The organism is Lentzea sp. (assembly GCF_036380075.1).
GTDB lineage: Bacteria > Actinomycetota > Actinomycetes > Mycobacteriales > Pseudonocardiaceae > Lentzea.
The window spans coordinates 1-21,498 of record NZ_DASVFL010000069.1; the positions used below are offsets into that span (position 1 = coordinate 1).

Sequence of the window (21,498 nt, forward strand, 5' to 3'; positions counted from 1 at the left end):
CGACTTGACCTGACCCCTCGGGCGCGGCCCGCTCCGGATCGCTGGACGGGGGAGCCACCACCGCAAACGCAACCACCAACGCAACAGCAAGCCGCCCAACGAAACAGGCGTGCCATCCACCCACGAACGGCGCTGGAGGGCTCCTTTGGGAGTGTCGGGAGTCTGAGGGCGGAGCCCTCAGCGTTGAACAGGAACCAACCCGGGCTGCAAAGGCAACAACGGCGAAACAACCCGGGCAAACGGCCCCCGAACCACCACCCCACCCTCGACAGCCGCACCGAACGGCGAAGAAACATCCACGACGTCGGGCAACCGGGCGAACACGGCCCACCGCTCGTCCCAAGCCTGGACAACATCAAGACGCCCGCCGGGCAGGAAGCGCGAGAGGTGCACCCCGGCGACCTCCCCGCTGTCCCCCAGCAGCGGTAGCAGCCGGAACCCGCCTTCCCGCCGCAACCGCCCGATCAACTCGACGCTGTCCATCTCACCGTCACATCCCTGGCTGGACCGTGTCACGCCACCGGCCGGGTCACATCCCCGGCCGTGCCGCGACGTCCCGGACTGGAGCCGCCACAGACACCCCGGCCCGGTAAGCAGAGACCGCAGCATCCCGCTCCGCGTCCGACCAGCCAAGGGGCTGGGCGATCAGTTCAGCCACCTGGCCCGCCACCGATACACCGAAGTCGAGGTGTTCCATCGCGATCCGGGTGCGCCGGGCCAGCACGTCCTCGAGACCGAGCGCGCCCTCGTGCGTGACGGCGTAGACGATCTCCGCGGCCAGGTACCCGGCGACCGGCTCCGCCAGCGAGGGGTCCTGCGCGATCATCGCCAGGACGTCTGAGACCGCAGAACCGTAGCGGCGCAGCAGACGTTCCACTGTGGACGTGGGCAGACCGGACTCGGCGGCGACGCGGGCCCGGTCCGCCCACAGCTCGTGGAACCCGACCGCCCCGCACAGGGGCAGGCGGGCGGTCAGCGACGGCGCCACCGCGCTGCCGAGGCCGGCGACGGCGGCGTTCACGACGTCGGCGGCCATCACGCGGTAGGTCGTGTACTTGCCGCCGGCGATGACGAAGAACCCGGGCTCCGGTTCGGCCACCGCGTGCTCGCGCGACAGCTGGGCGGTGTCACCGGAAGCGCCGTCCAGCAACGGCCGCAGTCCCGCGTAGGTGCCGACGACGTCGTCGGCCGTCAACGGCGTGCGCAGGACGGCGTTGACGTGGTCGAGGATGTACGAGACGTCCTCGGGGGTGGCGGCGACGTCCTCAGGCGACCCGGAGTACGGCGTGTCGGTGGTGCCGATGATCCAGTAGGCACCCCACGGGATCACGAACAGCACGGACTTCTCGGTCTGGGTGATCAGACCGCCGTCGAGCTGGATCCGGGACCGGTCCACGAGGACGTGGACGCCCTTGGACATCCGGACGTGGAACGGCGCGGTGCCGGGCGACATCGAGTTCAGCGAGTCGGTCCACACACCGGTAGCACTGATCACTCGCCGCGCACGCACAACATGCGTCACACCGGACAGTTCGTCGCGGACGGACGCACCGGACACGCGGCCATCGGTGCGCAGCAACGACGTCACGCGCGCCCGCGACACCACGGTCGCACCGTGCTGGGCGGCCGTGCGCACGAGAGTCGACACGAGCCGGGCGTCGTCCATCTGCGCGTCGTAGTAGCGGATCGCGCCGGCGAAGGCGGAGGCGTCCAGCGACGGTCCGACGGCGGCCATCTTCGAGCGGGACAGGTGCCGGTGCATCGGCACCGCGCCCGCGCCGCCGATCGAGTCGTAGAGCAGGACGCCGGCGCCGACGTAGGCGCGTTCCCACTGCTTCTTGAGCGGGAAGAGGAACGGCACCGGCCGCACCAGGTGCGGTGCGAGCCGGCGCAGCAGCAACCCGCGTTCCTTCAGGGCTTCCCTGACCAGCTTGAACTCCAGCTGCTCCAGGTACCGCAGCCCGCCGTGCACGAGCTTGCTGGACCGGCTCGACGTGCCCGCCGCCCAGTCGTCTGCCTCGACCAGCGCGACGGACAGGCCGCGGGACGCCGCGTCCAGAGCCGCGCCGGCGCCGACCACACCACCTCCGACGACCAGCACGTCGAACTCCGTGCCGCCCAACGCTTCGAGCGAGCGGGCACGCCGAGCCGGATCCAGCCTCGCGAACAACTTCTTCAGCTCCTCTAGAAGGAAATCAGCGGACGTCGGCGTCGACCCAGTCGAACGACTTGGTCACGGCCTTCTTCCAGTTGCGGTACTCGCGCTCGCGCTCGTCGGCCGCCAGCTCCGGCGTCCAGCGCTTGTCCTCGGACCAGTTGGCGCGCAGCTCGTCGAGCGACGACCAGTAGCCGACGGCCAGACCGGCGGCGTACGCGGCGCCGAGCGCGGTGGTCTCGGCGACGACCGGGCGCACGACCGGCACGTCGAGCACGTCCGCCTGGAACTGCATGAGCAGCTCGTTGGCGACCATGCCGCCGTCGACCTTGAGCTCGGTGAGCGGCACGCCGGAGTCGGCGTTCATCGCGTCCAGGACCTCGCGGGTCTGGAACGCCGTCGCCTCCAGCACGGCCCGTGCGAGGTGGCCCTTGTTGACGAACCGGGTCAGGCCGACGACCGCGCCGCGCGCGTCCGCCCGCCAGTACGGCGCGAAGAGGCCGGAGAACGCCGGCACGAAGTACGCGCCGCCGTTGTCCTCGACCGTGCGGGCGAGCGTCTCGATCTCCGGGGCCGAGCCGATGATGCCGAGGTTGTCGCGCAGCCACTGCACGAGCGACCCGGTGACGGCGATGGAGCCCTCCAGCGCGTAGACGGGCGCCTCGTCACCGATCTTGTAGCAGACAGTCGTGAGCAGGCCGTTCTTCGAGGCGACCTTCTCCGTGCCGGTGTTGAGCAGCATGAAGTTGCCGGTGCCGTAGGTGTTCTTCGCGGTGCCGGGCTCGTAGCAGGCCTGGCCGAACGTCGCGGCCTGCTGGTCGCCGAGGATGCCCGCGATCGGCACGCCCTTGAGCACACCGCCGGGACCGCCGGTGCCGTAGACCTCGGAGGAGGACCGGATCTCCGGGAGCATCGAGACGGGGGTGCCCATCTCCCCCGCGATCTCGGCGTCCCACTGCAGCGTGTCGAGGTCCATGAGCATGGTCCGGGACGCGTTGGTGACGTCGGTGGCGTGCACGCCGCCGTTGGGGCCGCCGGTGAGGTTCCACAGCGTCCACGTGTCGGTGTTGCCGAAGAGCAGGTCGCCCGCCTCGGCGCGCTCGCGGGCGCCCTCGACGTTGTCGAGGATCCAGCGGATCTTGGGGCCGGAGAAGTAGGTGGCGAGCGGCAGGCCGACCTTCGCCTTGTAGCGGTCGGGGCCGCCGCCGAGGGCGCCGAGCTCCTCGACGATCGCCTGGGTGCGGGTGTCCTGCCAGACGATGGCGTTGTAGACGGGTTCGCCGGTGTTCTTGTCCCACACCACCGCGGTCTCGCGCTGGTTGGTGATGCCGACGGCGGCGAGGTCACCGGTGTTCAGGTCGGCCTTGGCGAGCGCCTGGCCGATCACGAACCGGGTGTTCTCCTTGATCTCCACCGGGTCGTGCTCGACCCAGCCGGCCCTCGGGAAGATCTGTTCGTGCTCCTTCTGGCCCACGGCGACGATGGAGCCGCTGTGGTCGAAGATGATCGCCCGCGTGCTGGTCGTGCCCTGGTCGACGGCGAGAACGTACTGCGTCATCGGAGAGGTCCTTTCGGGATGGTCAGGGAACGTCAGATCGCGATCGCGGCGACGACACCGGCGAGCGCGCCGCCGATGAGCGGGCCGACGACCGGCACCCAGGCGTAGCTCCAGTCGGAGTCCTTCTTGCCCACGGCCTCGCCGTCGGTGCCCTTGTACGAAAGCGGGAGCAGGGCGTGGGCGATGCGCGGGCCGAGGTCGCGGGCCGGGTTGATCGCGTAGCCGGTGGGGCCGCCGAGGGAGGCGCCGATGCCGACGACGAGCATCGCGACGGCCAGCGGGCCGAGCTGGGTCGGCGTCTTGCCGAACGCGAGGACGACCATGACCAGGACGAACGTGCCGATGACCTCGCAGACGAGGTTCCAGGCGTAGCTGCGGATCGCCGGGCCGGTCGAGAAGACGGCGAGCTTGAGGCCCTCGTCGGGCGTCTCGTCGAAGTGCGGCTTGTAGGCGAGCCAGGCGACCACGGCACCGAGGAACGCGCCGATCATCTCGCCGGCGAAGTAGACGAGCGTCGAGCCGACGCTGACCGGCACACCGGGCGCGTACTCCGCGGCGCCGCTGGTGAGGATGCCGACCGTCACGGCGGGGTTGAGGTGCGCACCCGACCTGTACGCGACGTAGACACCGGCGAAGACGCCGAGGCCCCAGCCGAAGTTGATCAACAGCCACCCGCCGTCGAAGCCCTTCGACTTGGCGAGCAGCACGTTGGCCACCACGCCCGCACCCATCAACAGCAAGACGCCCGTGCCGAGCACCTCGCTGAGGAAGACAGTCCCGAGACCCACGCTGGCCTCCCATTCGTCCTTGAACGGCTGATCACCCCGTGGTGACTGCGCGGAACGTAATGAGCGGCGGAACGGCAGTTCAACGGGCACGTTTCGACAATGTCGACACCTGCGACCCCCGAAGGTGTGACCGACCGGTCACGCTGCGCGCAGACAAGGCGTTTCGGGCGCGTTTCGCGGGGTGACGGCCGCCCTACCTGTTCGACATTGCCGACACGGGTCGTCTCAATTACGTTTCTCGCGTGCCGGGACCCATCCAGTCGATCGAACGCGCCGCCGCCGTGCTGCGGCTGCTGGCGCGCGGCTCCGGCCACCACGGTCTCACGGAGATCGCCGACTCGCTCGGTCTGGCGCGGGGCACCGCGCACGGGATTCTCCGGACGCTGCAACGGGTCGAGTTCGTGGAACAGGACGCGTCGACGGGCCGCTACCGCCTCGGCGCGGCGCTGCTGCACCTGGGAACGTCCTATCTGGACGCGAACGAGCTGCGGTCCAGATCGATCAACTGGGCGGACACGCTGGCCGCGCGCAGCGGCCAGGAGGTCAGGATCGGCATGCACCACGACGGCGCCGTGCTCGTCGTGCACCACGTGTTCCGGCCGGACGACTCCGTGCAGACGCTCGGCATCGGCGCGATGCTGCCGTTGCACGCGACCGCGCTCGGCAAGGTGCTGCTCGCCTACGACCCGGACCTGTCGGCGGCCGCGCGCCGGCGGGAGCTGACGTCGTTGACGCGCAGGACGATCACGCGCACCCAGATGCTGGAGCGGGTGCTGACGGAGGTCCGCGGCCAGGGCTGGGCGGGCGAGGCGGAGGAGTACATGCCGGGCGAGGCGAGCATCGCCGCGCCCATCCGCATCCCCGGCGGTCTCGTCGTCGGCGCGATCGGCGTCTCCGGCGCGGCGGACCGGCTGTGCGACTCCACGGGCCGCCCCCGCGCGACGCTCGTGCGGCAGGTGGTCCAGGCCGCGGAGGCGGTCACCACGTCCCTGGTCGACGAGAACTGAAGGGCTCGGCGTGCAACGGTTCGTAATGGCGATCGACCAGGGGACGACGTCGACGCGCTGCATCGTGTTCGACCAGAACGCCCGGCTGGTCGCGGTCGCGCAGCGCGAGCACCGGCAGTACCACCCGCGGCCGGGCTGGGTGGAGCAGGACGCCGTGGAGATCTGGCGCAACGTCGACCGGATCATGCCGCAGGCGCTGCGGCAGTCCGGGATCACCGCCGACCAGGTGGTGGCGCTGGGCATCACGAACCAGCGCGAGACGTTCGTGCTGTGGGACCGCCACACCGGCGTGCCGGTCGGCCGCGCGATCAGCTGGGAGGACATCCGCACCGAGGAGCTCGTCGCGCAGCTGGCGAAGAAGTCCGGCATCGAGGAGGTCCGCGACCGCTGCGGCCTGCCGCTCGCGACCTACTTCTCCGCGCCGTCGCTGCGGTGGATGCTCGACAACGTCCCCGGCCTGCGCGCGAAGGCCGACCGCGGCGACGTCCTGTTCGGCACGATGGACACCTGGCTGATCTGGAACCTCACCGGCGGCGTGAACGGCGGCCTGCACGTCACCGACGTGACCAACGCGTCGCGCACGATGCTGATGAACCTCTCGACCCGGCAGTGGGACCCGATGCTGCTGGAGTTCTTCGGCGTGCCGTCGTCGATGCTGCCGGAGATCCGCCCGTCGACCGAGATCAGCGGCGTCACCACGAGGGTCGTGCCGGGCATCTCGATCACCGCGGCGCTGGGCGACCAGCACGCCGCGCTGTTCGGGCAGACGTGCTTCGAGAAGGGCTCGATCAAGGGTACCTACGGCACCGGCGGGTTCCTGCTGATGAACACCGGCAACGAACTGGTGCGGTCGAAGCACGGCCTGCTGACGACCATCGGCTACCAGATCGGCGGCGAGCCGGCGTACGCGCTGGAGGGCTCGATCGCCGTCGCCGGGTCGCTGGTGCAGTGGTTCCGCGACAACCTGGGACTGATCCACTCCGCGCCGGAGATCGAGACGCTCGCCCGCACCGTGAAGGACAACGGCGGCTGCTACATCGTGCCCGCGTTCTCGGGCCTGTTCGCGCCGCACTGGCTCGCGCAGGCGCGCGGGCTCGTCGTCGGGCTGACCTCGTACATCAACAAGGGCCACCTGGCGCGCGCCGTGCTGGAGGCGACGGGCTGGCAGACCCGCGAGGTCGTCGACGCGATGAACGCCGACCTGGGCACGCCGACGCCGGTGCTCAAGGTGGACGGCGGGATGACCGCCGACCACCTGCTGATGCAGTTCATCGCGGACGTGCTCGACGTGCCGGTGATGCGCCCGCTGGTCGCGGAGACCGTGTCACTGGGCGCCGCCTACGCCGCGGGCCTCGCCGCCGGGTACTGGCCGGACCTGGAGGGGTTGCGGCGCAACTGGCACCTGGCCGCGCGGTGGAACCCGGGGATGGACGCCCGGCACCGGGAGGACGAGTACGCGAACTGGAAGCGGGCCGTGGAACTGACATTCGCGTGGGCCCGCTCCAGTCCGTCCACTTAGGAACGCTGCTTGCGCACCCACGCGGCGACGTCGTCCGCCGCGATCGGCAGCGCGTCCGAGAGGACGTCGGCGCCGTCGCCCGTCACGACGAGGTCGTCCTCGATCCGCACGCCGATGCCCCGCAGCTCCGGCGGCAGCGTCTCGTCGTTCGGGTGGAAGTACAGGCCGGGCTCGACCGTCAGCGCCATGCCGCGTTCGAGGATGCCCTGCTGGTAGGTCTCCTGCCGGGCGTCGGCGCAGTCGTGCACGTCCAGGCCGAGGAAGTGCCCGGTGCCGCAGACGATGTAGCGGCGGTGGTGCTGGCCGCTCGGGTCGAGGGCCTTGTCGACGCTGACGGGCAGCAGGCCCCAGTCGTGCAGGCCCTCGGCCAGCACGCGCATGGCGGTGTGGTGGAAGGCGCTGTAGTCGTTGCCGGGGCGGACCTCCGCGAGCGCGGCGACGTGCGAGGCGTGCACGAGGTCGTAGACCTTGCGCTGGGCCTCGGAGAACTCGCCGCTCACCGGGAACGTGCGGGTGACGTCGGCGGTGTAGAGGGACTTCATCTCCACGCCGGCGTCGAGCAGCAGCAGGTCGGCGTCGTTCACGCGGCCGTCGTTGCGCGTCCAGTGCAGCACCGGGGCGTGGTGGCCGGAGGCGACGATCGAGGTGTAGCCGGGGCCGTTGCCCTCGGTGCGCGCGCGGCGGTCGAACGTGCCCTGCAGCCAGCGCTCTCCCCCGCCGCGCACGGCCTGGCCGAGTTCCATGGCGACGTCGGCGAAGCCCTTGACGCTCGCGTCGACGGCCTGGCGGAGCTGGTCCACCTCCCAGTCGTCCTTGATGCGGCGCAGCTCGGCGAGCGTGGTGCGCAGCTCGTCGCTGTGCGAGCCGGTCAGCGCGTCCAGCAGCGGGTCGAGGCCCTTGGCCGTGAGCGTCTCGGGGTGGCGGCCGCGCAGGGCGTTCGCCAGGTCCTCGAGCGGGCGGGCCGTGATGCCGAGCGCCTCGCCCCACTCCTTCGGGCCGGCGGCGGCGCCGATCCAGAACGGGCTGCGGTCGGCGTCACCGAAGAAGTCGACGCTGTGCGCCTCCGACGGCACCGGCACGAACAACGTGGCGTCGTCGCCGGTCATGACCAGCACGGCGCCCTCGACCTGGCAGCCGGTCAGCCACACGAAGTCGCTGTCCGCGCGGAACTCGTGGAACGTGTCGTTGGACCGGACGTGCGCCCGCCCCGCCGCCAGCGCGACCCGCTTGCCCGGCAGCGCCCGGGCGAGCCTGGCCCGGTGCTGCCGGGCGGCGTCCGCCGTGCCGCGCGGCAGGTCGATCGAGCTGTCCCACTCGCCCCAGCCGTCGCGGATGTACGTGCGGAAACCGTCCGCGTCCACCAGTTTCGCCATGTCGCGGCGTGTCCGAGCCAATTCGCGTCCTCTCAGAGTGGTCCTCGCCTACCACCCTCCCTCCTGCCGGAGGGGTCCCGCCAATCCGGATCGGGGATAGCCTCGGGCTATGGAACTGGAGATCCGGCACCTGAGGGCGGTCTGCGCCATCGGCGACGCGGGCAGCCTCTCGCGCGCGGCGAATCGGCTCGGCATCTCCCAGCCGTCCCTGACGACGTTGCTGCAACGCGTGGAACGCCTGGTCGGCGGCAAGCTCTTCGACCGCGGCCGCGCCGGCGCCGTCCCCACCGCGCTGGGCGCGCAGATGCTGCAACGGGCCAGGCTGCTGCTGGTCGAACTGGAGGCGTTCGGCTCCGACCTGGCCGGGCGCGACGGCCCAGTCCGCTTCGGCTCGGTGCACATGGAGTGCGTCGCGGCCCTGTTCTCCCGCCTGGAGGAGGTGCTCTCGGACGTGACGATGGTGGTCGACCCGTCCTCGACGGGGCTGGCGCTGGCACTGGCGAACGGCCACCTCGACGCGGCGGTGATCGCGGTCGACGAGGACGGCGACCTGGGCCTGCCGCGCGGGGTGGGTCAGCGGATCGTCGTGCCGTGGGTCCCGGTGCACGTCGCGCTGCCCGCCTCCCACCCGCTGGCGGCCGCGCCGGAGGTGCGGCTCGCCGACCTGGCCGACGCGTCCTGGGTGGGGCCGCCGGGCGCGGAGGACGGCTCGCTGACGTCGTTGCGCGCGGCCTGCCGGGCGGTGGGGTTCGTGCCGCGGATCCGGTTCGAGATGCCGAGCGGCGCAGGTCGGCAGCTGATCGCGGCGGGCAAGGCCGTGCAACTGGTCGAGCCCACGTCCCAGGGCGGTCCGGGGGTGGCGGTGCGGCCGCTGGCGGGAGCGCCGATGCGGATGAGGCTGGTGTTCTGCTGGCGGCGCGAGCGGCTGACGTTCGGCCAGGCGAGCCGCGTGTTCACCGAGGTGCTCGGGGCGTACGCGGAGCAGGCGATGGCGAGCCCGGTGTTCCGGCCGTGGTGGGAGGAACGCGGCGCGGTGCTCACGGCGGAGTGAGTCGGCCGACGACATCACCCCGGTGCGCGAGGTCCGCGACCATCCCTTCCGCGCATAGCGCGCCGCTATGGCACCTACTCGGGTTTCGACGGCTCGGCGAACAGCAGGTGCCGCACGTGCGCGGGCCCCTTGGCCAGGCCGCGGGCGATCTCCTGGTTCTCCTGGTCCACGACGGTGCCGCGTTCGACGTGCTGGCGCAGGTGCTCCTGCCAGGTCGCGATGGTGAACGTCTCCAGGAACGTCTCAGGTTTCTCCGTGTCCCGGAACAGGCCCCACATCGTCGCGCCCGTCCGCCGCCGCGCCCGCCCGACGCGTTGCATCGCGTCGACGAACGCGTCCTGGTTCTCCGGCGCCACCGGCCACTCGACCGTGACCAGCACCGGGCCCGCCTCCGGCTCGTCGAGCTCCGGCGGCTCCTCCCAGTAGGTCGCCGGGCTGACGTCGAGCGGCCGGTCGATCAGCGGCAGCCACTTCGTCGCCCCCGCCACGAGCACCACCATCGCCACCGCCGGCACGATCATCGCCGTCCGCAGGCCGTACACGTCCGCCAGCGCGCCCCACACCACCGCGCCGAGCGCCTGCCCGCCCATCAGGATCAGCTGGTAGTAGGCGAGCGCCCTGGCCCGCGTCCAGGCGGGCAGCATGATCTGCGCCGAGGCGTTGAACGTCGACAGCGTCGCGATCCAGCAGGCACCCGTGAACAGCATCGCCACGACCACCAGCACCACGCTCGAGGTGAGCACCGCCGTGCTCGTCGCCGCCGCGTAGACGAGCGTCGCGAACAGCACCAGCCGGTTCTTGCTCATGCGCTGCAACAACTTCGGCACCACGAACGCACCGGCGATCGCACCCGTCCCGACGCTGCCGAGCAGCACGCCGTACCCGCTCGCGTCGAGCTGCAACGGCCCGCGGGCGATGGCCGGCAACAGCGCCCACAACCCGCTGCCGAACACGATGAACACCGTCAGCCGGGTCAGCACCCGCCGGAACAACGGCGAGCTGCCCACGTACCGCGCGCCGGTGCGCAGCGCGGTGGTGATGTGCTCGGCGCCGAGCGGCCGGTGGTCCGACGGCCGGCGCCACCGCGCGAGCACGATCAGCACACCGAGGAACGACACCGTGTTGAACGCGAACGTCGCCTCCGGCCCCGCCAGCGCGATCAGCAGACCGCCGAGCGCCGGCCCGATCGCCCTGCCGACGTTCATGTTGACGCCGTTGAGCAACGCGGCCTGAGGGATCTCCTCCCGCGACACCAGCTCCGGCTGGATGGCCTGGAACGACGGCATCGACAGCGCCTGCCCGATCGCCATCAGCGCGAGCAGCCCGAGCAGGCTCGACGGCGACGCGCTGCCCGTGCCCGCGAGCAGCATCAGCCCGCCCGCGCCGGCCAGCATCAACGCCTGGCCGGACAGCAGCACGTGCCGGCGGTCGAGGATGTCGCCGAGCGCCCCGGACGGCACGACCAGCAGGAACACCGGCAGCGTCGTGGCGGTCTGGACGAGCGCGACCTGGAGCGCGGTGCCGCCGAGGTCGCCCATGAGCCACTGGGCTCCCACGGTCTGCGCCCAGGTGCCGATGTTGGAGGCGAACTGGGCGAGCCACAACGCGCGGAACGCGCTGCGGCGCAGGGGTGCCCACGCGGAGACCGTCACCGCTCGATCTTCACACCTGCGGGACCGCCGGGCAGGTCAGCGACCCACGCCGGACGGTTTTTTTCGGTCAACACTGAAGCAATCAAGCTCACAAACAGAGGCCGGTCAGGGGCCGGGGCTGTCTCAACAGGCCCGAAAAGATGTGAGTTGGAACACATCTGACGGGTCGCCGCCGACCGCTCCAACTCTGTGAACGAGCCGCGCCGGGCCGGCCGCCCCGCGGGACTGAGAGCGCTCCCGGAAGACGGGAAACAACCGATCAGGAGCCGTCCGGCTCGGCGTCCCACTGCCCGGTTCGGCCCCACTCGCGACCGATTGTGAAAATTGCCCCGACCGGGTACGTGACCCACGAATCAGGAACGCACGCCCGGATTCTGCTCGATACTGCGCGCAAGCCGCCGGAGAAGAGAAAGGCCAGAGCCTTCGTGATCACGCCCGAGTACTTGCTGTCGACCCGCGAGTTCGAGGTGCTGTGGCAGGCGCTGCGGCTCGGCAGGATGCCGTACCCGCTCGACGTGCCCAGCGAGGGAGACACCGAGCAGGAGCGGAAAGCGCTGGAGGACAGGACTCTCGCCGGCCTGCGCCAGCGCGGCCTCGGCGGCGACGCGCGGCTCGAGGACCTGATGAGGGTGCTCGGCGACCACGAGGTGTCCGTCGACGCCGTCGCGGGTCTCGACAGGACGGTGCGGGCGCTCGCCGCGTCCAACGGCTTCCAGGCCGTCGTGGCCGTGATCGACGGCGGCAACGTCGGGCTCACCGAGGTCAGGCCCACCGGGCTGGCGCGGGAGATCGTGCGCGTGCTGCCCTCCGGCGAGGCCGGTCCCGGCAGCGCGCTGTCCGTGCGCCTGGAGACGTTGCAGCAGGCAGTGGCCCTGCAGGAGGCCGAGCCGGAGGACGACGACTCCGAGGACCCGTGGGGTGCCGCCGACGACGAGCTCGACGACCGGCAGGCCCTGCTCAGGGCCGGTCTGTCCGCACAGGACGCGAGGCAGATGGACGAGCTCGCGTCCAACCGCGTCGCGGGCGGCCAGTTCGGCGTGACGCACGGGCGGCACCGCGCGGACGTGGTCATCAACTGGTTCGACACCCACCAGGGGCGGTACCTGATGGTCCGCTCCGACGGCTGGCTCAGCCTCTCGCCGACCGACAACGACCGGATCGCGACGCGGATCGCCGCCGTCCTCGCCTGAGCCGGGCCGGTCGCGCCGGGGCGGGAGCCCCGCACCTCACACCGCTGAACTGATCCAAAACGGGCATCGCGGGCGTACTCTGTCGAGTGCGCCCGCGTTCGTTTCACCGGGTCTCCGGATTCACCCGATCCGGCGATGGACGAACATGAGCGCGACGAACCTCAAGACGGCCCTAAATTCCAGCTATTCCCCCATGTGATTTGGATCACACACGTGTCGGCAAGCGCCCGATCCGGTGATGTGAACAGGGCCTGGAAGCCCGCTCGGGCAGCAGGCAGAGAGCGCTCCCACAACCAGCGCAAACGATCACGTTCGTTACACGTCGTTCACCTGGTAGTGGCCCGTTTCACTGCGACACAACGCATTGTGAACGCCGGTCTCAATTGGTAACTCGCCAACGGGAAAGCGAGCGATGTACCAGAGAACCCCCGATACTGCCCGCATGTACATCGTCGGTGACAACGACGCTGTCCCGCTCAAGGACACCGTCACCTCGGGTCAGGTGCAGCTCGACCCGACAGCGGGTGAGGAGCTGCGCAAGCAGTTCCAGGCCCAGATCGACCAGGTCGACCAGTGGATCGAGCGCGCCAACGGCAGCATCGCCCGTCCGGCACCGCTCGGCGCGAACCCGGTCGGCGACAAGATGCGCGACAAGTTCACCCACCGCGCGGAGGGTGAGCAGTACTCGTTCGTCAGCGTCATGACCGCGTACCGCACCGTTCTCGAGCAGACGAAGAACTCGATCGTGACCGCCATCGAGAACTTCACGCGCCTCGACGAGGAACAGCAGACCGAACTGAAGAAGCACATGGGCACCGCCTGAGCCTGACGGCCAGCGGAGTCCATCGAGTCGAGAGGCGAGCCGGTCATGCCCCCCGAGACCGACCCCAGGCAGATCGATAACGTCCCGGTCCTCACGGACCCCCAGAACTGGGCGTCGCGATCGCACCAAGAGCTCTACGCCGCGGTGCACAACAACAACGACCCCGGTCAGGCCGGCCAGATCAGCTCCGACTGGAGCAAGTACGGCAACGAGCTGACCGAGGCGTCGCGGACCATCAACTCGGTGATCACCGCGTCGGAGTCCAAGTGGACGGGTGCGGCCGCGGAGGCCGCGCGGGACGCGATGAAGAAGCTCGGTGACTGGGTCGACGAGACCGCCAAGACGGCCGTCGACGTCGGCACCAAGGTCGCCGACCAGGGCCGCGTCATGGAGTCCGCCCGCGCGCAGATGCCCGCCCCCATCGAGTTCGACTACGCCAAGGCGGCCGCCGCCCTGTCGCAGCCGGGCACGCCCGCGTTCGTGCTGGCCTCCGCGGACATCGCGCTGGCCAACGCCGCGTCGCGCGCCGCGCACGACCAGGCCGTCACCGTGATGACCTCGATGGAGAACGACTCCCGGCAGATCGACTCGTCGGTGCCGACCTTCAAGCCCCCGTTCAACCCGACGACCGGCCAGACCGAGGAGCCGGTGATGGCGGTGGCCCGCTCGGGTGCCGCTCCCGCGCTCGGCGCCGTGGACGCGTACATGTCCACGCAGACCGCGAGCGCCGGTGCCGTCGCCGCACCGCCGAGCGTCAACGGTGGCGCGGGCGCCGGAGCCGGTGGTGCCGGCGCCGGTGGTGGCGCGGGTGCGGGCGGCGCCGGTGGTGGCGCCGGCGGCAGCCAGCCCGCCGCGGCGAGCTACACCCCGCAGGCCCCCGGCTACACGGCCCCCGGTGCCACGGGTACCGGCGCGGGTGCGGGCACCGGTGGCGGTGCGGGCGGAGGCGGCGGCAGCAGCTACACGCCGCAGATGCCGAGCTACAACCCCGGCACCACGAACACGTCCGCGTCGACGTACACGCCGACCGCGCCGAACTACAACCCGGCCGCGAGCTCGGGCAGCACGTACACCAGCGGTGCCGGTGGCGGCAGCAGCACCTACACGCCGCAGCTGGGCGGTGGCTACACGCCCGGCGTGACCACCGGCGGCACCACGAACAAGGGCGGCAGCAACCAGTACACGCCGCAGGTCCCGAAGGTCCCGACCGTCGGCAAGGACATCTCGAACCCGAACTACGTCCCGCAGAACCCGAAGTTCAACCCCACCGCCCCCGGTTACACCGGTCCCGGCGGGACGGGCGGCTTCGGTGGCGGCGGCGCGGGCGGCGGTGCCGGTGGTGCCGGTGGCGGCGCGGGCATGAAGGGCGGCCCCATGCCGTTCACCCCCTCGATGGGTGGTGGCGGCGGCGGTGCCGGCGGCGGCGGCGCGTTCGGCGGCGGTGCGACCGGTGGCGCGGGCGGTGCGATGACGCCTGGCGGCTCGGCCGGTGTGCAGGGCCAGATGCGCGGCGGCATGCCGATGGGCATGACCGGCCCCGGTGGTGCCTCCGCCGCGGGTGCCGGCATGGGTGGTGCCCCGATGGGTGGCGCTCCCGGCGGCGGCAAGGGCGAGGACGACAAGGAACACCGCTCCGCGAGCTACATCATGGGCGGCGACCTGTTCGAGATGCCCGGCGAGAACCTGCCCCCGTCGGTCATCGGCGCCGCGAAGGTCAAGAAGCAGAAGGGGTCAGAGCAGTCGTGATCACGCCGGAGTTCCTGCTCTCGCCGCGCGAGTTCGACGTCCTGTGGCACGAGCTGCGGCTCGGCCGGGTGCCGTACCCGCTGGACGTGCCGAGCGAGGGCGACACCGAGCAGGACCGCCGGGTGCTGCGTGAGAACACGCTCGACGAGCTGCGCCAGCGGGGCCTGGTGGGCAACCAGCGGCTGGAGGACCACCTCCGGCTGCTGGACGACCACCGGGTCTCCGTCGACGCCGTCGCCGGCCTGGACCGGACCGTGCGGGCGCTGGCCGCCTCCAACGGCGACCGGGCCGTGCTGGCGATCATCGACGACGACCGGGTGGGGTTGCTGACCATCCGGGAGACCGGCATCGCCCGCGAGATCGTGCGGGTGCTGCCCGACGGTGAGCCCGGTCCCGGCACGGCGGTGAACGTGCGGGTGGAGACGCTGAAGGAAGCGGTCGCGATCAAGGAGGCGGAGGAGCAGAACACCTCCGACGACCTCTTCGGCGTGGCGGAGGACGAGGGCGACGACGAGCTGAACGCGTTGCAGCAGGCCGGCCTCTCCCCCGCGGACGCCAAGCAGTTCGGCGAGCTCGCGGCGAACCGCGTCGCGGGCGGCCAGTTCGGCGTCACCCGCGACCAGCAGCGCTCCGGTGTCGTGATCAACTGGTTCGACACCCACCAGGGCCGTTACCTGATGGTCAACTCGGACGGCTGGCTGAGCGTCTCGCCGACCGACAACGACCGCATCGCCACCCGTATCGACGCCGCGCTCGCGTGAACTGATTCACGCCGCAGTTGAACCACCGCCGCCGGAGGACCGTGTGACATCCGCGAACCCTTACCAGTGGGTCGAAGAGTACGAGGCCAAACTGGCCGACCTGAAGCAGAAGTCGGAGAACCTGACGGAGAACTTCGCCGCCGCCTCCGCGACCGTGACGTCCAAGGACGGCGCGGTGACGGTGACGGTGGGCCCCAACGGCGGCTTGCAGAACCTCCAGCTGGGTCACCGCGCGATGGAGCTGGGCGGACCCCGGCTCACCGCGGCGATCCTGGAGACGGCGCGCAAGGCCCAGAAGCAGGCGGCCGAGCAGGTGCTCGAGCTCTTCAAGCCGCTCGGCGAGGGCACCGAGGCCTACCAGATGGTCTCGGACTCGATCCCGGCGGACGACTCCGAGGTCGAGGAGAACGACAACTACGACGAGGTCGACGACGACGAGCCGGAACCGGCTCCTCCCGCTCCCCCGGTGAGCAGGCCCGCGGCGGCACCGCAGCCGCCGCCGGTCCGCGGCAGGGCCCGCGCGGCCGACGACGATGACGACGACAACCAGCCCTGGTAAGGAACCACGATGACAGCGCCTGAAAAACCACTTCCGTCGCCTCCCGGGATGAACATCACCGAGGAGAACAAGCTCAAGGGCTCGTTGTTCATCGAGGCCTACGGCAGTCTCATCGACGGCATCAGCAAGGACGCGGAGTCCGAGACCGAGAAGGCTCTCGACATCACGTTCAACGCGATCGGTGCCGCCTCGGCCACGGTGATGCTCGCGATCGACCCGCTGGGCAGCATCATCGGTGCCGGTGTCGGCTGGCTGATCGAGCACGTGTCGTTCCTGCGCGACGCCCTGAACCAGGTGATGGGCAACCCGGAGGAGATCCAGGCCAACGTCGAGGCCAACAAGGCCCGCGCGGTCGAGCTCCGCACGCTGGCCGCGGACCACAAGAACGGCCTCGCGACGTTCGACGGCTGGACCGGTCAGTCCTCCGAGCGGTTCAAGACGTCGATGGACGGCATGTACCAGGAGCTCGACGAGCTCGCGAGCGCCGTCGAGACCAAGGCCAAGATCGTCGCGATCATGGGCATGCTGGTCACGGTGCTGCGCGACATCGTCCGCGACCTGATCGCCCAGCTGATCGGTTCGCTGATCGGTGGCGCGCTCATCGCCGCCGCGATGATGATCCCGACCTTCGGCGCCTCGATCCCGATCTTCTGCGGTTTCGCGGTCGGCAAGGCCGTCGCGCTGGGCGTGAACATCGCGTCCCGCGTCGCGCGCGTCGTGGCGGCTCTCGGCCGTCAGATGAAGCGCATCGGCGACGTCGACGACATCATGAAGAAGATCAGCAAGGGCTGGGAGCGCTTCGAGAACGGCGCCGACGCGGCCGAGATCGGCTACGAGGGCTACAAGGCGCAGAACGACGTCGACAAGGCGGTCGACGGTGCGCGCGGCGGCACCCCGCCCGGCCAGGGCACCGGAACCGGCACGGGTACGGCCACCGGCACCGGTACGGCGACCGCCAGCGTCGCGGGCGCCAAGATGCTCGCGGACACCACCGCCGCCCAGGCGACGCTGCAGAACCGCGTCGGCACGGTCCTGCCCGACGGCACGCAGCCGACCGGCTTCGCGACGGCCAGGATGGCCGACGCGCCCACCGGCTTCGCGACCGCCACGACCGCGAGGATGGCCGACGCACCCGTCCAGCCCACCGGCTTCGCCACCGCGAGGATGGCCGACGCGCCGCTGCAGCCCATGCAGCGCGGTGAGCTCCGGCAGATGGACGCCCTGCAGCCGATGCAGCAGGGCGAGCTCAGGAGCAGGGACGCGCTCGAGCCGACGCAGGGCGTGCGCGCCATGCGCATGGCCGACGCGCCGCTGCAGCCCATGCAGATGGGCGAGCGGATCGCCGCCGAGCCCATGCAGCCGCTCCAGGCGAGGCAGTACGCCGAGCCGATGCAGCCGTTGCAGCCCATGCAGCGCGCTGAGCCGATGCAGCCGCTCCAGCCCGTGCAGGCGTTCGAGCGGGCGGAGGTGCAGCCGATGCAGGCCGTGCACCGCACCGAGATGGCCCAGCCGCTCCAGCCGATGCAGGCGTTCGAGCGCGTGGAGGCCCAGCCGGCCCAGCTGTTCCAGCGCGCCGAGATGGCCACGGACTCGACGATGACGTCCGGTGTCAGCATGACGGCGGGGACCCCGGTCCACGACGTCCAGCCGATGCAGGCGCGGGAGATGTACTACAGCGACTCCACGCCGTCGTCCGAGCCGCTCCAGCCGATGTCGGCGGGCTACGAACCGATGGCGCGGACGCAGATGTCCCAGACGTTCGAGGCCCTCACGCCGACGCAGCCGCGGGAGTACTACGCGCAGGCCGAGGCCCAGCCGGCCTACGAGAGCGTCAACCCGCTCATGGCGAGTGAGCCGCTCCGGCCCACCGCGGCCTTCGAGTCGGGCGGTCAGGTGGACGGCGGCGCAGCGCAGCCGTTCCGCCAGGCAGTCGCCTCCGAGCGCCCCGCACGGCCGACAGAGTAAGTCCAGCCGACAGCCGGGACCGCGGGTCCCGTCTCGTTCTGACGCAGTACTGGAGAAGCGCCGCTCATGGCCAAGGGGAACGTCAATCCCAACCCGGCACCGAACCCGAACCCTTCGGTGAACCCGGGATCCACGCCGCCACCCAGCACGGGTACCGGCGGTGGCGGTCCCACCGGCAACAGCGGTTTCTCCATGAACGACTCCTCCATGCAGGGGTTGCAGAGCAAGGCGGGTGACCTCGGGTCCCGGCTGTCGAGCATCTCGGGCGGCCTGCGCGGCCTGAACTTCAGCGGCAACGCGCTCGGCCCGATCGGGCTGTTCGCGGTGCCGGCGCTGAACGCGTCCAACGACAACGCCGTGTCGCAGGCCGACAAGGGCGCCAAGGCGTTCACCGACGTCCAGAGCAAGCTCAAGGCCACGCAGCAGACGATCGTCAACACGGACACGAACCAGCAGAAGAGCTTCCAGTCGTTCGACACGTCCACGACGGCCAAGCCGCCACCCGGATCGGCGAACACCACCCTGGGCAACAACCCCCAGGGCGGCCCCAACTACCAGGGGACGAACGGGATCAAGGGCGGTGGCGTCAGCACCGTCGGCAACAACGTGGCGGGCGGTCCGAACGCCACCGGTCCCAACGCCATCAAGGGCGGCGGGGTCAACACCACCGGCAACAACGTCGCGGGTGGCCCGTCCGTCGGTGCCACGCCGAACGTCAAGGGCGGCCCGGCCGGCACGACCTCGCCCGGCGGCACGAAGGCGCCCGGCGGCCCGTCCGTCGGCGCGGCCCCGAACGTCAAGGGCGGCGGCCCGGCCAGCTTCACCCCCACCGCACCCGGCTACAACGGCCCCGGCGCGACCCCCGCACCCAACGTCAAGGGCGGCTCTGCCAGCACCACCACGCCCGGCGGCACCAAGGCCCCCGGCGGCCCGTCCGTCGGCGCGACCCCCAACGTCAAGGGCGGTCCGGCGAGCTTCACCCCGACCGCACCGGGCTACAACGGCCCCGGCGCGACCAACCCCGGTGCCGCCGGCGGCAAGGGCGGCAGCACGCCCAGCGTCAAGAGCCCGGCCGCGTTCACCCCCACCGCACCCGGCTACAACGGCCCCGGCGCGACCAACCCCGGTGGCACCGGCGGCAAGGGCGGCAGCACGCCCAGCGTCAAGAGCCCCGCGGCGTTCACCCCCACCGCACCCGGCTACAACGGCCCCGGCGCGACCACGCCCGGTGGGTCGACCAAGCCCGGCAGCACTCCCGGCAGCACCCCCGGCGGTCCGAAGAGCCCCGCGCCGTTCACCCCGACCGCACCCGGCTACAACGGGCCCGGCTCGACCACGCCCGGTGGCGGCGGCAAGCCGGGCGCCACGCCCGGCGCCACGCCCGGTGGCAGCGCCGGTGGTGTGGGTGGCGGTGCCAAGGCGCCCGCCGCGTTCACCCCGACGGCTCCCGGTTACAACGGCCCCACCACCCCCGGTGGCTCGGCCGGCGTGACGTCCGGCTCGCAGGGCACCGCGAACCCCACGACGGGCGGTGGTGCCCGCGGTGGCACGGGTGCCGGCGCGTCGCCGGGCATGGCACCCCCGATGGCCCCCGGTGGCGCACCGGGTGGCGCGGGTGCCAGCGGCGGTGAGCGGGGCGGCAACAAGTTCGGCGGCTCCGTCCCCAACCAGAACAAGGGCGCGTTCGACGCACCCAAGCCCCCCACGCCCGACAGCACCATCACCAGGGCGCCCGGCAGCTCGTCCTCGACGCCCCCGCCAGCGCCGAAGCCGAGCATCCCGGCGCCGTTCACCCCGACCGCGCCCGGTTACAACGGGCCCGGCGCGGTGCCCGGCTCCAACGGCGCGACCCCCGGCTCGAACCCCGGCTCCACGACTCCCGGCTCGACGCCGGGGTCCACGCCGGGCTCGACGCCCAAGGCACCCGCCGCGTTCACCCCGACGGCGCCCGGCTACAACGGCCCCGGCGCGGTCCCCGGCTCGAACGGCGCGACTCCCGGCTCCACGCCGGGTGGGTCGACGCCCGGTGGCTCAACGCCTGGCGGTACCACTCCGGGTGGTGCCACGCCTGGTGGTTCCGGGCCGAAGGCACCCGCGCCGTTCACCCCCACGGCGCCCGGCTACAACGGCCCCGGCGCGGTCCCCGGCTCCAACGGTGCGACCCCCGGCCCGCAGAGCACGGCGGTCACCTCGCCGTCGCAGGGCGCCCCGCGCGGCGGCGCCACCCCGGGCCCTGTCCCGTCCTCCGCGGCCAACGCGGGCGGCATGGCGCCGCCCATGGCCCCCGGTGGCGCTCCCGGCGGAGCCGCGACCGGCGGCGAACGCGGCGGCAACAAGTTCGGCGGCTCCGTTCCCAACCAGAACAAGGGCGCGTTCGACGCACCCAAGCCCCCGACGCCCGACAACACGATCACCAGGGCCCCCGGCACGTCGTCCTCGACGCCGCCGCCTGCCCCGAAGCCGACCCCGCTGTCGCCCCCGCCGAGCTCGACGACGCCCAACGCGTCCACCGCTCCGCCCGCGCCGGCGCGCCCGGCCCCCGCGGCCCCGCCGGTCAACACCCCCGGCACCCCCGCGCCGAACACCCCGCCCCCGGCCCAGACGCGCCCGGCTCCGGCCACGCCTCCGGTGAACACGCCTCCGGCCAACACGCCGAACGCGAACACGCCGCCCCCGGCGCAGACGCGTCCGGCCCCGGCCGCACCCCCGGCCACCACGCCGAACCCGGCGCCGAACACGAACACGCCCCCTCCGGCGTCTTCGCGCCCGGCCCCGCCGCCCGTCAGCGCGCCGCCCGTCAGCGCGCCGCCGGTCAACACGCCGTCGACGAACGTCCCGTCGAGCAACACGCCTTCGACGAACACCCCGTCGACGAACACGCCTCCGGCGAACGCTCCCTCGACCAACACGCCATCGGCCAACACGCCTCCGGCGAACGCTCCCTCGACCAACACGCCGCCGGCCAACACGCCCCCGGCGAACACTCCGCCGCCCAGGCAGGACACGGCTCCGGCGTCCCAGCAGCCGAAGGCGGACACGCCGCCTCCGGCGCAGACGCGCCCGGCCCCGGCCGCACCCCCGGTCAACACGCCGAGCCCGAACACGCCTCCGGCCAACGTGCCTCCGGCGAACACCCCGCCGGCGAACGTGCCCCCGGCCAACACGCCGAACGCCAGCACGCCTCCGGCCAGCGCGCCGCCGGTGAACACGCCTCCGGCGAGCACCCCGCCCGCCAACACCCCACCGGCGAACGTGCCTCCGGCCAACACCCCGCCGGTCAACACGCCCTCGGCGAACACCCCGCCTGCCAACACGCCGCCGGCGAACACGCCCCCGGCCAACACCCCGCCG

General features: G+C 71.8%; 16 protein-coding genes. 10 read left to right on the top strand and 6 right to left on the bottom strand.

Annotation, left to right across the window (positions count from 1 at the left end; translation table 11 throughout):
• Positions 1-177: 177 nt before the first annotated feature.
• From VF330_RS08780 to VF330_RS08795, 4 genes are read right to left on the bottom strand one after another with little or no spacing between them, the layout of a single operon-like run.
• Positions 178-483: a hypothetical protein gene (locus VF330_RS08780; RefSeq protein WP_330851012.1), complete on the bottom strand. Its 306-nt coding sequence runs from the start codon at positions 481-483 to the stop codon at positions 178-180.
• A 46-nt stretch (positions 484-529) separates the two neighbouring features.
• Positions 530-2,170, bottom strand: coding sequence for a glycerol-3-phosphate dehydrogenase/oxidase (locus VF330_RS08785; RefSeq protein ID WP_414675359.1), 1,641 nt, complete (start codon positions 2,168-2,170; stop codon positions 530-532).
• 25 nt (positions 2,171-2,195) lie between these two features.
• Entirely contained in the window at positions 2,196-3,713 is a 1,518-nt protein-coding gene (gene glpK / locus VF330_RS08790) for a glycerol kinase GlpK (RefSeq protein WP_330851013.1), read from the bottom strand.
• 32 nt (positions 3,714-3,745) lie between these two features.
• The gene (locus VF330_RS08795) at positions 3,746-4,501 is read right to left on the bottom strand and encodes an MIP/aquaporin family protein (RefSeq protein ID WP_330851014.1); all 756 of its coding nucleotides are present in this window, start codon (positions 4,499-4,501) and stop codon (positions 3,746-3,748) included.
• Between the two features lie 242 nt (positions 4,502-4,743).
• Here VF330_RS08795 and VF330_RS08800 point away from each other — a divergent pair, with 242 nt between their 5' ends.
• Entirely contained in the window at positions 4,744-5,508 is a 765-nt protein-coding gene (locus VF330_RS08800; RefSeq protein ID WP_330851015.1) for an IclR family transcriptional regulator, read from the top strand.
• A 25-nt stretch (positions 5,509-5,533) separates the two neighbouring features.
• Entirely contained in the window at positions 5,534-7,027 is a 1,494-nt protein-coding gene (glpK, locus tag VF330_RS08805) for a glycerol kinase GlpK (RefSeq protein ID WP_330851026.1), read from the top strand.
• On the opposite strand, the gene VF330_RS08810 is transcribed toward glpK (VF330_RS08805), so the two are convergent.
• Positions 7,024-8,400 (bottom strand): aminopeptidase P family protein, encoded by a 1,377-nt coding sequence (locus tag VF330_RS08810; protein WP_330851016.1) that lies wholly within the window; start codon positions 8,398-8,400, stop codon positions 7,024-7,026. The genes glpK (VF330_RS08805) and VF330_RS08810 overlap by 4 nt on opposite strands.
• Positions 8,401-8,509: 109 nt before the next feature.
• Between VF330_RS08810 and VF330_RS08815 the strand changes: the two genes are divergently transcribed.
• Positions 8,510-9,451: a LysR family transcriptional regulator gene (locus VF330_RS08815; protein WP_330851017.1), complete on the top strand. Its 942-nt coding sequence runs from the start codon at positions 8,510-8,512 to the stop codon at positions 9,449-9,451.
• 74 nt (positions 9,452-9,525) lie between these two features.
• On the opposite strand, the gene VF330_RS08820 is transcribed toward VF330_RS08815, so the two are convergent.
• Positions 9,526-11,103, bottom strand: coding sequence for an MFS transporter (locus VF330_RS08820; protein ID WP_330851018.1), 1,578 nt, complete (start codon positions 11,101-11,103; stop codon positions 9,526-9,528).
• 425 nt (positions 11,104-11,528) lie between these two features.
• On the opposite strand from VF330_RS08820, the gene VF330_RS08825 reads away from it, so the two are divergent.
• From VF330_RS08825 to VF330_RS08855, 7 genes are all read left to right on the top strand, one after another.
• Positions 11,529-12,293, top strand: coding sequence for an ESX secretion-associated protein EspG (locus tag VF330_RS08825; RefSeq protein ID WP_330851019.1), 765 nt, complete (start codon positions 11,529-11,531; stop codon positions 12,291-12,293).
• Between the two features lie 442 nt (positions 12,294-12,735).
• The gene (locus VF330_RS08830) at positions 12,736-13,116 is read left to right on the top strand and encodes a hypothetical protein (RefSeq protein ID WP_330851020.1); all 381 of its coding nucleotides are present in this window, start codon (positions 12,736-12,738) and stop codon (positions 13,114-13,116) included.
• A gap of 45 nt (positions 13,117-13,161) precedes the next feature.
• Complete coding sequence (locus VF330_RS08835) at positions 13,162-14,862, top strand: PPE domain-containing protein (protein ID WP_330851021.1); 1,701 nt, start codon at positions 13,162-13,164, stop codon at positions 14,860-14,862.
• Complete coding sequence (locus VF330_RS08840) at positions 14,859-15,623, top strand: ESX secretion-associated protein EspG (RefSeq protein WP_330851022.1); 765 nt, start codon at positions 14,859-14,861, stop codon at positions 15,621-15,623. Before VF330_RS08835 ends, VF330_RS08840 begins: the two co-directional genes overlap by 4 nt.
• Positions 15,624-15,666: 43 nt before the next feature.
• The gene (locus tag VF330_RS08845) at positions 15,667-16,182 is read left to right on the top strand and encodes a YbaB/EbfC family nucleoid-associated protein (RefSeq protein WP_330851023.1); all 516 of its coding nucleotides are present in this window, start codon (positions 15,667-15,669) and stop codon (positions 16,180-16,182) included.
• 48 nt (positions 16,183-16,230) lie between these two features.
• Entirely contained in the window at positions 16,231-18,147 is a 1,917-nt protein-coding gene (locus tag VF330_RS08850) for a hypothetical protein (protein ID WP_330851024.1), read from the top strand.
• 192 nt (positions 18,148-18,339) lie between these two features.
• Positions 18,340-21,498, top strand: a 3,159-nt coding sequence (locus VF330_RS08855; protein WP_422655569.1) for a hypothetical protein, incomplete at its 3' end; no start/stop codon positions are given.

Excerpts from the sequence above, each read along its gene's own strand:
- glpK (WP_330851013.1), bottom strand. The coding sequence starts at position 3,713 with ATGACGCAGTACGTTCTCGCCGTCGACCAGGGCACGACCAGCACGCGG.
- VF330_RS08810 (WP_330851016.1), bottom strand. The coding sequence starts at position 8,400 with ATGGCGAAACTGGTGGACGCGGACGGTTTCCGCACGTACATCCGCGAC.
- VF330_RS08850 (WP_330851024.1), top strand. The coding sequence starts at position 16,231 with ATGAACATCACCGAGGAGAACAAGCTCAAGGGCTCGTTGTTCATCGAG.
- glpK (WP_330851026.1), top strand. The coding sequence starts at position 5,534 with ATGGCGATCGACCAGGGGACGACGTCGACGCGCTGCATCGTGTTCGAC.
- VF330_RS08830 (WP_330851020.1), top strand. The coding sequence starts at position 12,736 with ATGTACATCGTCGGTGACAACGACGCTGTCCCGCTCAAGGACACCGTC.
- VF330_RS08815 (WP_330851017.1), top strand. The coding sequence starts at position 8,510 with ATGGAACTGGAGATCCGGCACCTGAGGGCGGTCTGCGCCATCGGCGAC.
- VF330_RS08780 (WP_330851012.1), bottom strand. The coding sequence starts at position 483 with ATGGACAGCGTCGAGTTGATCGGGCGGTTGCGGCGGGAAGGCGGGTTC.
- VF330_RS08835 (WP_330851021.1), top strand. The coding sequence starts at position 13,162 with ATGCCCCCCGAGACCGACCCCAGGCAGATCGATAACGTCCCGGTCCTC.